Below are 12,435 nucleotides of genomic sequence, written 5' to 3'. Positions count from 1 at the left end.
GAAGTGTATGCTATGTCTTTGAAAAGAATCTTCTGTCTGGCTGCAGCCGCCTGCCTGACCGTGTCGGCCGCCGTCTTTGCCGATACGCCGCAGCCGCCTGAAATCAGCGCTCATGCCGCCTATGTCATGGATGCCGATACGGGTGACACGCTCTATGCGAAAAATGCCGACGACCGGGCCTATCCGGGCAGTACGACGAAAATCATGACCGGTATCCTCGGCGTCGAATTGGGCAAGGCCCAGGGCAAAATGGACCAGCCCCTCAATATCACCAATGACGTCTACAACATCGAAAGCGATGCGTCTGTTCTGGGCATCGATCCTGGCGACCAGATTACCCTGCGCCATGCCCTGACCGGCATGATGACCGTATCCGGCTGTGATGCAGCCGTTGCCGTAGCCGAAACGGTTACGCCGACCCAGGCCGATTTCGTCGCCAAGATGAATGAAAAAGCAGCCGCCCTGGGCTGCACGAATACCCATTTCGCCAATCCCCATGGCCTGCCGGACAGCGATCACTATTCGACGGCCCGCGATATGGCGACGATTGCCGCTTATGGCATGAAAATGCCGGAATTCCGCGACATGGTCAGCCACAGTGAATACGACATGCCCTATATCAACGGCGGGTCCAAGCACTGCACGACGACGAACTATTTCCTGACCAGCGGCTTCCCAGGTGCCAACGGCATCAAGACCGGTACGACCAATGCCGGCGGTCCCTGCCTGGTCGCTTCGGCTACCCAGGATGGCCGGACGGTCATTGCTTCCATCATGAACTCGGACGACCGCTTCGGCGATGCCCAGAAATTGATGGCCTATGGTTTTTCCGTCCTGAAACCGGTCGAACCGGCAGAAAACGTCTATATCCTGCGTCAGGCACCGGCAGGCCAGACCTTGTCGGATATCAAGGAAAAACAGGCCCAGGCTGCTGAACTGGCATCGCAGCAGAAGCAGGAAGCAGCTACGGCTGCCGCTTCCACGGCTGCGGCCAAAGCGCCTGTCAAGACAGCTACAAAGGTAAAGACCGCAACGGAAACAGCTGCTAAAACGGCAGCCAAGACGACTGCGAAAACCGCTGCCAAAGCTGATACGGTGAAGACCAGTAAGCCGGCTGTTTCCAGCCAGCCTTACGTTCCCTTCTCGCCGGCTGCCTAAAAATGGATATTGACAATCTCCATCCATATTCGTATAATAAGCACATCAGCAGATTCGTACAGGACTGACGGAATCGAGTGGAGTAACCACGTGAACTGTACGGAGCTTTTCATGCCGACCGTCTGGGCAAGAGTATGCTACATATTCTTGAGCCAGGCGGCCGGTATTTTTTTTCGCCAGCCTGGCTCCTCACAAGGAGTGTTGTCTAAATGAAACGAAATCGCTGGCTCATCGCCCTGTCTGCCATGGGGCTCCACCTCTGTATCGGCAGTGTCTACGCCTGGAGCGTCCTCACCAAGCCCATCATGGAATCTATGGGATTCACCCTCAAGGAAACGACGTGGACCTTTTCCCTGGCCATCCTCTTTCTCGGCCTGTCGGCCGGCTTTTTGGGCAGTTTCGTCCAGAAAATCGGCCCCCGTAAGTCCGGCCTCTTATCCATGACCTGTTTCGTCACGGCCATGTTCGGCACGGCAGCGGCTCTCTATGCCCACAGCCTGCCCATGCTCTACGCTTTTTACGGCGTCATCGGCGGCGTCGGCCTGGGGACGGGCTATATCACGCCCGTATCGACACTGGTCAAATGGTTCCCGGAAAGTCGGGGCTTCGCTACGGGCCTGGCTATCATGGGCTTCGGCTTTGCCAGCCTCATCGCCGGTCCGGCCATGCAGCTGCTGGTCCAGCATTTTGGCTTAGTCGCTAACTTCATCATCCTCGGCTGCGTCTATATGGTCGTCATGACGGCTTCGTCGCTCTACCTGGCTCCGCCGGCAGCCGGAGACGTTCCGGCCAAGGCCGAAAAAGAATCTTCCGTCGAATACGCCGACGCCCAGCCGCAGTTCACCGTCCGCCGGGCCATGAAGACCTGGCAGTTCTACGCCATCTGGTGGCTCTTCTTCACCAACATCACCTGCGGTATCGCCCTGCTGTCCGTCGCTTCGCCCATGGCACAGGATGTCGTCGGCATGTCGCCTATGGCAGCGGCTTCCATGGTCGGCTTCATCGGCCTCATGAACGGCGCCGGCCGCATTGCCTGGGCGACCATATCCGACTACATCGGCCGCTCGGCTACGTATGTCCTCTTCTTTATCATTGAAATCCTGGCCTTCTGGCAGCTGGCTGGCGTTACGGGCGCCTTCAGTTTCCAGGTCCTGGTCCTGCTCATCATTTCCTGCTATGGCGGCGGCTTCTCGTGCATGCCGGCCTACCTCAGCGACCTCTTCGGTACGAAATACCTCAGTGCCATCCACGGCCGCATCCTCACGGCCTGGGGCGCTGCCGGCGTTGCCGGCCCCCTGGTCCTGTCGCTCATCAAAGAAAATACCAATAGTTATGCCGTCACCTTGTACTTCTTCGTCGGCGCCTTCACCGTCGCCCTGGCCCTGATGCTCTTCCTCAAATACCGCACCCGCCACGGCATCGCCCGCGTCGCAGAAGCACGGGGATGATCGTTCATCGTAGGCCGTAGGTCGTTCGGGCGCCCCACGGGTCGCCCCTACAACGAAAAAAGCTGTCGCTCATGCGGCAGCTTTTTTTCGATGAACGACGAACGATGAACGATGAACGAATCGCAGTCAGGCGACAAATAATCCAAGGCCTGTGGCCTCGTGCGTAAGGGACGCTCTTTAACCTCTCAGACCGCCTTCAGCGGCCAGCTCCCCTATAAAGGGGAGCCTTGGGCGTCCCGTTGTGAACAATGGAAGATATACTTAACTGATATATGTGGCATGGTTTTGCGACCTGCGACCGACGGCCTGCGTTCTCTTGGACTCAGATGCCGCTGTGCGGCGACAGACTCAAACTGACAACGACGCTTCGGGAAGCCCTCCGCGCGTAGCGGGCCGCCTTTACAGGCCGGCCCCTACGGAATCGCAGTCAGGAGATGTTGTGGATTTACGACGAACGATGAACGCATCACCATAGGCGATGTTATGGCAGAACCGTTATGGATTAACGGCAAATCATTCACGGCCTATGGCCTTGTGCGTAGGGGACGCTCTTTAACCTCTCAGACCGCCTTCAGCGGCCAGCTCCCCTATAAAGGGAGCCTTGGGCGGCCTGCCGCGAACAATGGGAGATATACTCAACTGGTCTATGAGGAATGGTTTTGCGACCTGCGAATAATGATATCAGCAAATGGCATTTCACGGGATTCCCACAACGGGCCGCCCAGCCTCTGCTGTCCGTTCCAGCAACCGTCTTGCGCCTCCCATTGGTCGGCACCCGACGGGCTGGAAAGGCTTTGGACGGCCCCTACAGCGACATCTGTGATGTCGCGGCGGCCTGCGGCCTGCGGGGCTGTCTCACGAAGGTTTCTGCCATCATGTGCCGTCCTTTTTTTATGGTTTGTAGCACGGAGTTTGTAGTTTGCAGAGAGGATTTTAAATTTAAAGCCATCTGCTAACCACTAACTGCTAGCCACTAACCACTTAAAGAGGCTGTCGCACCTGCGACAGCCCCTTTGCGTATGTGAATAAAATCACTTAATGAGTTGGACGCATAAATGAACGAAAATGATTGCTTTTTGATTATAATGAATGAATTTGATTGAAAATGATTGAATATAACGGTATAATGAGGCCAAAGGAGGATAAAAAGGGAAGTGATACGATGTTGACAGAAGAAAGACATGAAAAGATCATGCGTCTTGTCAATACGAGTGGGGCCGTTTCGGTTCAGGACTTAGTGAGTTTTCTGAACATTTCTGAATCGACGGTCCGTCGGGATTTACTCACGCTGGACCGGGAAGGCCGCCTGCGCCGCGTCCATGGCGGCGCCACGACGCTGCGCGATGATTCTTCATATGAAGCGGATATGGAAAATCTGCAGGACAAGTATTCTATTCATATGAGCGATAAACGCCGCATCGCCCAGTATGCGGCCAGCCTGATCAAGAAGGATGATTTCGTCTATCTCGACGCCGGTTCGACGACGGAACAGATGGCCGATTTCCTGGCCGGATCTGAAGCGACCTTCGTGACCAACAGCATCCCGCTGGCCCAGAAATTGGGGCGCAGCGGCAGCCACGTCTACATCCTGCCCGGACGGGTCAAAGGCGATACGGAAGCCATCGTCGGCAGTGATATGCGGGATATGATCGGCCGCTATCATTTCACCAAGGGCTTCTTCGGAGCCAATGGGATTGCTCCCCATTCCGGCTGTACGACGCCGGATGATGAAGAAGCTGTCTGTAAGCGCGCTGCCGTAGGCCAGTGCCTGGACCGCTTCGTCCTGGCCGATTCCAGTAAATTCGGTTTATCTTCGCACATTACATTTGCAGACTTATCAATGGTTACGCTGATTACGGCCAAAGATGAAGAACACGTCGATTACCGGCCTTATCAGCAGATTACGGAGGTGCATATCCTGTGATTTATACAGTTACGTTCAATCCATCGTTAGACTATGTCGTCCACATGAAGACCTTCACGGCCGGTGACATCAACCGGGCCGAACAGGAAATGATCTATCCCGGCGGCAAAGGCATCAACGTGTCCCTCGTCCTGGGAAACCTTCATATTCCTTCTAAGATGCTCGGTTTCATCGCTGGTTTCACAGGCCGGGAAATTGAACGCCTGGCCAAAATCAACGGCGGCGATACGGATTTCATCACCCTCGACGAAGGCTGCTCGCGCATCAACCTCAAAGTCAGCGCCGATGATGAAACGGCTGTCAATGGCATGGGACCGCATATTCCCGAAGAAAAACTGCAAGCCCTGCTGGCCCAGATCGATACCCTCAAAGCCGGTGACACCCTGGTACTGGCCGGCAGCATCCCCAGCGATATTCCCGATGATATTTACGAACAGATCCTCAAACGCCTCCAGGACCGCGATATCCGCGTCGTCGTCGATGCCACAGGCGACCTTTTGAAGAATGTCATCAAATATAGACCGTTCCTCATCAAACCGAATAACTTTGAATTAGGCGAATTGTTCAGCGTCGACCTCCATACGGATGAAGAAATCATCGTCTGCGCCAAACAGCTCCAGGCCATGGGGGCCCGCAACGTCCTCGTATCTCTCGGCGGTGACGGCGCCCTGCTCCTCGGCGAAGACGGCCAGGTCTACCGCCGCCAGTCCCCGAAAGGCACGCTGGTCAACTCCGTCGGTGCCGGCGACAGCATGGTCGCTGGGTTCCTGGCCGGTTTCGAAGCATCCAAGGGCGACCTCCAGGAAGCCTTGAAAATGGGCATCAGCGCCGGCAGTGCATCGGCCTTCCATGAATGGCTGGCTACGGAAGACGATATCAAGGAAGTATACGCTACCTTATAAAGAAACGCGCATTTTTGTGTAGAGAGTTGAGAAGAGAAGGAGAGAAATAATGCGTATTGTAGATTTACTCAAGAAACAGAGCATCGACCTCAATGCGTCTGTAGCCGACAAGGCCGCTGCCATCGACCACCTGGTCGACCTCATGGCCGCCGGCGGCAACCTGAACGACAAAGAGCTGTACAAGCAGCGCGTCCTCGCCCGTGAACAAGAAGGCAGTACGGGTATCGGCGAAGGCATCGCCATTCCCCACGCCAAGACGGAAGCCGTCAACGAACCGGGCCTGGCTTCGATGATCGTCCGCGACGGCGTCGACTACGAAAGCCTCGACGACGAACCGGCTCACTTGTTCTTCCTCATCGCCGCTCCGGCTGGCGGTGCCAACGTCCATCTGGAAGTCTTGAGCCGTCTGAGCCGTATGCTCATGGACGACGATTTCCGCGACAACCTGATGAAGGCCCAGACGCCGGAAGAATACCTGGCTATCATCGACAAGGCCGAAGCCGAACAGGTCGCAGCTGAAGAAGCAGAAGTTGCCGCTGAAGCCGCTGCCGAAGAAGCACCGGCTGAAACGGAAACGGCCGCTCCGTCGGATCGTCCCTACGTCATCGGCGTCACGGCCTGCCCGACGGGCATTGCCCACACCTACATGGCAGCAGAAGCCCTGGAAAACAAAGCCGCTGCCATGGGCGTCGACATCAAAATCGAAACGAATGGTTCCGGCGGTGTCAAGAACCACCTGACCCAGGCCGATATCGACCGCGCTGTCGGCGTCATCGTCGCCTGCGATAAAGACGTGCCGGTCCAGCGTTTTGCCGGCAAACCGGTCATCTTCACGAAAGTCGCCAACGGCATCAAAATCCCGGAAGAACTCATCCAGACCGTCCTCGACGGCAAAGCACCCATTTATCAGGGCAATGAATCGTCGTCGGAAGCCGTCGATGTCGAAAGCGCTGAAAAAGAAAGCGTCGGCCGTCAGATTTATAAGCACTTGATGAACGGCGTATCCCATATGCTTCCCTTCGTCATTGGCGGCGGGATCCTCATCGCCCTGGCTTTCCTCTGCGACATGGATAACGCCGGTACGGCCAACTTCGGCAGCGGCACGCCGCTGGCTGCCTTCCTGAAAAATGTCGGCGGCCTGTCCTTCAGCATGATGATGCCTATCCTGGCAGGCTATATCGCCATGAGTATCGGTGAAAGGCCGGCTCTCATGCCCGGTATCGTCGGCGGTTTCCTGGCAACGACAGGCGGTTCCGGTTTCTTCGGCGCCCTCTTTGCCGGCTTCATCGCAGGCTATCTCATCATTTTCCTGAAAAAAGCCCTGGCCCATCTGCCGGAAGCGCTGGACGGCACGAAGTCCATCCTCTTCTATCCGGTCCTCGGCCTGGTCCTCATCGGCGTCATCATGACTTATATCATCAATCCGCCGACTTCTGTTTTCAATACGTGGCTCTTCGACGTCCTCAACAGCATGACCACATCGAGCCGTATCGTCCTCGGCTTCATCCTCGGCGGCATGATGTCCATCGACTTCGGCGGCCCGATCAACAAAGCCGCTTACGTTTTCGGTACGGCCTCGCTCATGAGTGCCAGCGGTCAGGCTGTCAGCTCGGGCATCATGGCTTCGGTCATGGTCGGCGGCATGGTTCCGCCTCTGGCTATCGCCCTGGCTATGCTCATCTTTAAAGGCAAATTCACACCGAAAGAACGCCAGTCGACGATTACCAACTTCATCATGGGCCTGTCCTTCATCACCGAAGGGGCCATTCCTTTCGCCGCATCGGACCCGGTCCACGTCATCCCGCCCTGCGCTATCGGTGCCGCTGTTGCCGGTGCCTTGTCGATGCTCTTCAACTGTGCCCTTCCGGCTCCTCACGGCGGTATCTTCGTCTTCGGTGTCATCACCAACTGGCCTATGTACATCGTCGCCTTAGTGGCCGGCGTCATCGTCGCAGCTATCCTGCTCGGTATTTTCCGCAAAAAACGTCCGCAAGACTGATTGCGTTATCGCTATAAATCGTATACACTATATTATGTAGCTTTATCTCATCTTCTATATTTCCTAAAAGGAGGAATTTGTCATGAAAGAATTTGAATTTGTTGTCACTGATCCCCAGGGTATCCACGCTCGTCCGGCAGGCCTTTTGGTCAAAGAAGCAAAAAAATTTGAATCCAATATCAGCGTATTCAAAGGCGCCCGCAAAGGCGATTTGAAGAAAATCTTCACCGTCATGGCTCTCGGCGTAAAACAGGGCGAAACGATTAAAGTACAAGTAGAAGGCGCAGACGAAGAACAGGCAGCTAGTACTGTAGAAGCCTTCTTGAAAGAAAACTTCTAATTTCTTTGAGGGGGAAAGTACATGCTGACGTTAAAAGGTAAAAGTGTCTTCTCCGGTATCAGCATCGGACCGCTGGCACTGTTCCATCGTAATACGATTTCTACGGCCGTACGGCCAATCGAAGACGTCGATGCCGAAATCGCGCGTTTCCAGAAAGCCCGCGAAGAAGCTATCGGCCAGCTCAAGGACTTGTATGTCAAGGCTGTAGACAAAGTCGGTGAAGAACAAGCCGCTGTCTTTGAAGTCCATCAGATGATGCTTGATGACGATGACTATATCGAAGGTATTGAAACCAAGATCCGCGATGAAAAAATGAATGCTGAAGCCGCTGTCGACCAGACGGCTCAGGAATTTGCTGAAATGTTCCGTTCCATGGAAGATGCTTATATGCAGGCCCGCGCAGCCGACGTCCTCGACATCTCCCGCCGTGTAGAACAGCAGCTCTGCGGCGGTCCGGGAATCGACTTCAGCAATTATGACCACGTCATCATCGCAGCCGATGACCTGGCTCCCAGCGAAACGTTACAGCTCGATACGGATAAGATTCTCGGCTTTGTTACGTCAGCAGGCAGCACGAACTCGCATACGGCCATCCTGGCCCGTACCCTGGGCATCGCTGCCGTCGTCAGCACGGGCACACAGCTCCACAATGACGTCGACAACATGACGGCCATCATCGATGGCACGACGGGCACGGTCTACATCAATCCGGATGAAGAAACCATGGCGGCCATGAAGCAGAAACAGAAGGAAGAAGAACTTCGCGTAGCCGCTCTGGAACAGGTACGCGGCGTCCCGACGGTTACCAAAGATGGCAAGAAAATCAACCTTTATGCCAATATCGGCAACCCTGGCAATCTGCCGCAGGTCCTGGCCAACGACGCCGAAGGCATCGGCCTCTTCCGCAGCGAATTCCTGTATCTCGAAAGCAGCGATTATCCGACGGAAGACCAGCAGTTCGAAGCCTATAAACAGGCTGCTGAAGCCCTGCAGGGCAAGACCGTCGTCATCCGTACCCTGGATATCGGCGCCGACAAGAAAGTCGACTACTTCCAGCTCGACCCGGAAGAAAACCCGGCCATGGGCATGCGTGCTATCCGCATCTGCCTGACCCGCGTCGACCTCTTCAAGACGCAGCTCCGCGCTCTCCTGCGCGCTTCGGCTTATGGCAAGATCGCCATCATGTTCCCGATGATCATTTCCGTCTGGGAAGTACAGCGGTGCAAAGAAATCCTTAACGAAGTCCGTCAGGAATTGGATGAAAAAGGCATTGCCTACGATAAAGATATGGAAATCGGCATCATGGTCGAAACACCGGCTGCTGCCGTCATGAGTGAAGAACTGGCTAAGGAAGTCGACTTCTTCAGCATCGGTTCCAACGACTTGACCCAGTATACCCTGGCCATCGACCGTCAGCAGACCCAGCTCGATGCCTTCTTCGATCCCCATCATCCGGCTGTCCTCAAACTCATCCAGATGACCATCGAAAATGGCCACAAAGCCGGCATCTGGGTCGGCATCTGCGGCGAACTCGGTGCAGACCTGACACTGACCGAAACGTTCCTGCGCATGGGCGTAGACGAACTCTCCGTCAGCCCACCGTCGGTCCTGCCGCTCCGTGAAAAAGTACGCTCTCTTGATTTGAGCAAGTAATAAAAAAGGTCTTGTCGCGATGCGACAGACCTTTTTAGCTGTTAGCCACCTGCCTCCCCTGTGAAGGGGAGCTTTTTGGCATTGTAGGGGTCGCCACGTGCGAGCCCCTACGACCTGATAACCATTACTTCAGCACTTCTTCCGAGCTGGTCGGGAGGTTAGGCATATCGGTGTTGAACCATTTTTTGTAGATTTTCTGGAATTCGCCCGATTCTTTCAGTTTGGCCATGGCGTCGTTGACTTGTTTCAACAATTCCTTGTTGTCCTTGTTGATGGCGAAGGCCAGGTATTCCGGTTTGGTATCGGGGATATTGATGACATCGAATTTATCTTTGCCGTCCTGGGTCAGGAAGTAATCGGCAACCGGTTTGTCGAGGATGGCTGCCGGCGAACCGCCGACCTGGAGTTCCATGATGGCTTCGGAGTTATTGTCGAACTGTTTGATCGTATAGCCCTGTTCTTCGGCATATTTAGCGCCAGTCGTACCGATCTGGACGGCAATCTGTTTGCCCTGCAGGTCGGCTACGGAATGGACGCCGCTGTTTTTCGGCGTCAAGATGACCAGTTTCGATTCGTAGAACGGAGCGGCAAAGGCGACTTTCTGGGCCCGTTCCTTGGTGACAGTCATGCCCGTAGCGGCGATATCCATGTCACCCTGCTGGATGATGGGGATGATACCGGAAAAAGCGATGTTGTTGAATTCGACATCACGGCCCATTTCTTTGGCTACGGCGCGGATCAGGTCCATTTCAAAGCCCTTATATTCCGTCGATTGGTCGTTATCCTTGAATTCAAAAGGAACAAACGTCGCATTGGTAGCGACGCGAAGCGGTTTCTTCGTATCGTTGGCAGCATCTTTCTTGTCACTGCCGCAGCCGGCCAGCATCGAAGCGGCTAATACGCCTGTAAGCAAAGCAGCACCTAATTTTTTCGTATCCATACAATCCCCTCCAGAAATTGAATAAAAATAAATTTATGTTTATTATTATACCATCTTGTGGGAAAAAGTAAAGGGCTTGTCGCTTGCGACAAGCCCTTTATCGTTGTTCGTGATTCGTGATTCGTAGGGGCGACCACGTGGGGCGCCCGCTCCTGGGGATGTACAAATCTTCCGGCTACGGCTAATCTGCTGGAGAAATCGTACATATCCCGAAGCGGGCCGCCACTAGCCACTAGCCACTAACCACTAACCACGATTAAACGGGATTCCCACAAGCGGGCCGCCCTTTGGGCGGCCCCTATAAGCTGCTTGTTGCTACTCCTTCAACTCCGGCATCTTGATAGGTGTCTTATCGATGAGGCGGACGACGAGGAGGGTGATGATGCAGATGATCCATTCAAAATAAATGACGTGGGGCAGGACGTGGATCTGCGGGCAGAGCTGCCAGGCAAAGAGGCCGATGATGCCGACCAGGGTCGTCCAGAAGGCCGTGTTCTTGCGGCACAGGGACGGGCAGAACATGGTGCAAAGGAAGACCAGCGTGAAGGCCGTCGTCAGGCTCAAACCGATGAGCATGACTTTGACGATGCCGACGGCGTTGAAGGCCAGCCACAACGTACCGGCGCCGATGATAAGGATGATTAGGCGGTTGGCCTTGACGTAGCTTGCTTCGGAAATATCCGGTTTGATAAAACGTTTAAAAATGTCCTGAGAGATGAGGGTACCGGCGCCGAGGAGAATCGTGCAGGCCGTCGATACATCGGCCGCCCAGAGGGCAGCCAGGGTCATCCCTGACGAGAACGGGTCGAGACTCATGATGATCTGCGGCAGAGCCATGGTCGGATTGATGCCCGGGAACTGGGCTTTGGCAGCCAGGCCGAGGATAGCCGACAAGAAGCCGACCGGGAAGATGAGCAGGCCGCCGAGGATGAAGCCCCTGCGGGCTGCCTTGGCGTTCTTGGCGCCGCAGGCAATCTGGACCGGCCCCTGAGCCGTGATGGCCTGGGTCGTCATGACGATGATCCAGCCCAGGAGTACGGCAAAGGACAGGCCGCCCATGGGCGAGAACCAGTTAAAATCCGCTGCCGGCAGGGCTGCGTTGATGCCGCTGATGCCGCCGTCGCGGAGAAGGATTCGGACGAGGGAATAGAGGATGCCGAGGTAAATGACGGTGACGCTGAGGATATTCGATAAACCGGAAGACCAGAGGCCGCCGATGGCCGTGATGCCGACGAAGACGACGGCACTGGTAATCATGCCGGCATGCATGGAGAAGATATCTGGCATGAGGGCGTGTAAAATCGAACCGCCGGCGACGTACTGCAGGGACGTGATGCAGATCATGATCAGGGACAGGCCGATGACGCTGATGATGCGGGCTTTTTTATCGTAACTCCGTTCAAAGAGTTCCGGAATGGTCGTACAGTTCAGGGAACGGTACTTGCCGGCAGCGACGAAACCCATGATGATGGCGCCGATAGCCCAGGCCGCATTGTACCAGCCGGCAGCCAGGCCGATTTTCGTCGCACTTTCAGCGACGCCGACGGTCGAAGCCGCGCCGACGGCCATACCCGTGATACTGACGGCGACCAGGCCCGTAGAAAACTGGCGCCCTGCAAATAAATACTCTGTCGGGTTCTGACTGGCCCGGCGTTTGACATAGAAAGAAATGGCAAATAATAAAATGATGTATAAGATGACAATACACAATTGAATCGACATTTTCTCTCCATCCTCCTTTGACTTATAAATTTAAAAATTTGCAACCTTAGTTCCGTCTGTGGGAACATAATATGCCAATAATTAACGTTATTATAGGCTAAAACGAAGAAAAATACAAGAAGAGAGAAAACGCAGGCCGCAGTTCGCAGGGGCCGTCCCCAAGGTCGGCCTGCGTTTTCGTAGGGGCTTGCACGTGGCAAGCCAGTTGGAAATTTGAATAATTCTCCTATCAGGAGCTGTAGGATTCCCCAATCGTCTTGCTAAGAAAGTCGTCCACACTCCTAACGGGTCGCCCACGGGCGCCCCCTACAGCGTAAAAAAGGGCTTGTCGCCGTGCGACAAGCCCTTT

The 12,435-nt window shown here is 55.0% G+C and carries 9 protein-coding genes and 1 riboswitch; of the genes, 7 read left to right on the top strand and 2 right to left on the bottom strand.

The window, feature by feature from the left end; genetic code table 11:
* The first annotated feature begins 12 nt into the window (after window positions 1-12).
* From WMO23_RS01300 to ptsP, 7 genes are all read left to right on the top strand, one after another.
* Window positions 13-1,158, top strand: a complete 1,146-nt coding sequence (locus WMO23_RS01300; protein WP_349173070.1) for a D-alanyl-D-alanine carboxypeptidase family protein — start codon at window positions 13-15, stop codon at window positions 1,156-1,158.
* Window positions 1,159-1,208: 50 nt separating this feature from the next.
* A riboswitch (ZMP/ZTP riboswitch) is annotated at window positions 1,209-1,293 on the top strand.
* A gap of 74 nt (window positions 1,294-1,367) precedes the next feature.
* A complete protein-coding gene (locus WMO23_RS01295; protein WP_349173068.1) occupies window positions 1,368-2,606 on the top strand; it encodes an L-lactate MFS transporter in 1,239 nt (412 codons plus the stop codon).
* A gap of 1,162 nt (window positions 2,607-3,768) precedes the next feature.
* Window positions 3,769-4,530, top strand: coding sequence for a DeoR/GlpR family DNA-binding transcription regulator (locus tag WMO23_RS01290; RefSeq protein ID WP_349173066.1), 762 nt, complete (start codon window positions 3,769-3,771; stop codon window positions 4,528-4,530).
* On the top strand, window positions 4,527-5,432 hold the full coding sequence (gene pfkB / locus WMO23_RS01285) for a 1-phosphofructokinase (RefSeq protein WP_292262084.1): 906 nt from the start codon (window positions 4,527-4,529) through the stop codon (window positions 5,430-5,432). The genes WMO23_RS01290 and pfkB overlap by 4 nt, the downstream gene beginning before the upstream one ends.
* Before the next feature lie 49 nt (window positions 5,433-5,481).
* Window positions 5,482-7,431 carry a PTS fructose transporter subunit IIABC gene (locus WMO23_RS01280; protein ID WP_302511890.1) on the top strand — a complete coding sequence of 650 codons (1,950 nt, stop codon included), beginning with the start codon at window positions 5,482-5,484 and terminating at the stop codon, window positions 7,429-7,431.
* Between the two features lie 82 nt (window positions 7,432-7,513).
* A complete protein-coding gene (locus tag WMO23_RS01275) occupies window positions 7,514-7,771 on the top strand; it encodes an HPr family phosphocarrier protein (RefSeq protein ID WP_292262081.1) in 258 nt (85 codons plus the stop codon).
* Window positions 7,772-7,792: 21 nt separating this feature from the next.
* On the top strand, window positions 7,793-9,424 hold the full coding sequence (gene ptsP / locus WMO23_RS01270; protein WP_292262080.1) for a phosphoenolpyruvate--protein phosphotransferase: 1,632 nt from the start codon (window positions 7,793-7,795) through the stop codon (window positions 9,422-9,424).
* A 124-nt stretch (window positions 9,425-9,548) separates the two neighbouring features.
* Here ptsP and WMO23_RS01265 read toward each other — a convergent pair whose 3' ends face one another.
* Together WMO23_RS01265 and WMO23_RS01260 are read right to left on the bottom strand one after the other, a co-directional pair.
* A complete protein-coding gene (locus WMO23_RS01265; RefSeq protein ID WP_020310283.1) occupies window positions 9,549-10,364 on the bottom strand; it encodes a basic amino acid ABC transporter substrate-binding protein in 816 nt (271 codons plus the stop codon).
* Window positions 10,365-10,679: 315 nt separating this feature from the next.
* Window positions 10,680-12,086 (bottom strand): sodium:solute symporter family protein, encoded by a 1,407-nt coding sequence (locus WMO23_RS01260; protein WP_349173063.1) that lies wholly within the window; start codon window positions 12,084-12,086, stop codon window positions 10,680-10,682.
* Window positions 12,087-12,435 lie beyond the last annotated feature (349 nt).

The organism is Megasphaera intestinihominis (genome assembly GCF_040096415.1).
GTDB lineage: Bacteria > Bacillota > Negativicutes > Veillonellales > Megasphaeraceae > Megasphaera > Megasphaera intestinihominis.
Note: the sequence above shows the minus strand (reverse complement) of the source record. Positions and strands in the feature narration are given on the sequence as shown.

What these genes read in the sequence shown, in the direction of transcription:
- WMO23_RS01300 (WP_349173070.1), top strand. Translation starts at nt 13, where the DNA reads ATGTCTTTGAAAAGAATCTTCTGTCTGGCTGCAGCCGCCTGCCTGACC.
- ptsP (WP_292262080.1), top strand. Translation starts at nt 7,793, where the DNA reads ATGCTGACGTTAAAAGGTAAAAGTGTCTTCTCCGGTATCAGCATCGGA.
- WMO23_RS01275 (WP_292262081.1), top strand. Translation starts at nt 7,514, where the DNA reads ATGAAAGAATTTGAATTTGTTGTCACTGATCCCCAGGGTATCCACGCT.
- WMO23_RS01260 (WP_349173063.1), bottom strand. Translation starts at nt 12,086, where the DNA reads ATGTCGATTCAATTGTGTATTGTCATCTTATACATCATTTTATTATTT.
- WMO23_RS01265 (WP_020310283.1), bottom strand. Translation starts at nt 10,364, where the DNA reads ATGGATACGAAAAAATTAGGTGCTGCTTTGCTTACAGGCGTATTAGCC.
- WMO23_RS01280 (WP_302511890.1), top strand. Translation starts at nt 5,482, where the DNA reads ATGCGTATTGTAGATTTACTCAAGAAACAGAGCATCGACCTCAATGCG.
- WMO23_RS01295 (WP_349173068.1), top strand. Translation starts at nt 1,368, where the DNA reads ATGAAACGAAATCGCTGGCTCATCGCCCTGTCTGCCATGGGGCTCCAC.
- WMO23_RS01290 (WP_349173066.1), top strand. Translation starts at nt 3,769, where the DNA reads ATGTTGACAGAAGAAAGACATGAAAAGATCATGCGTCTTGTCAATACG.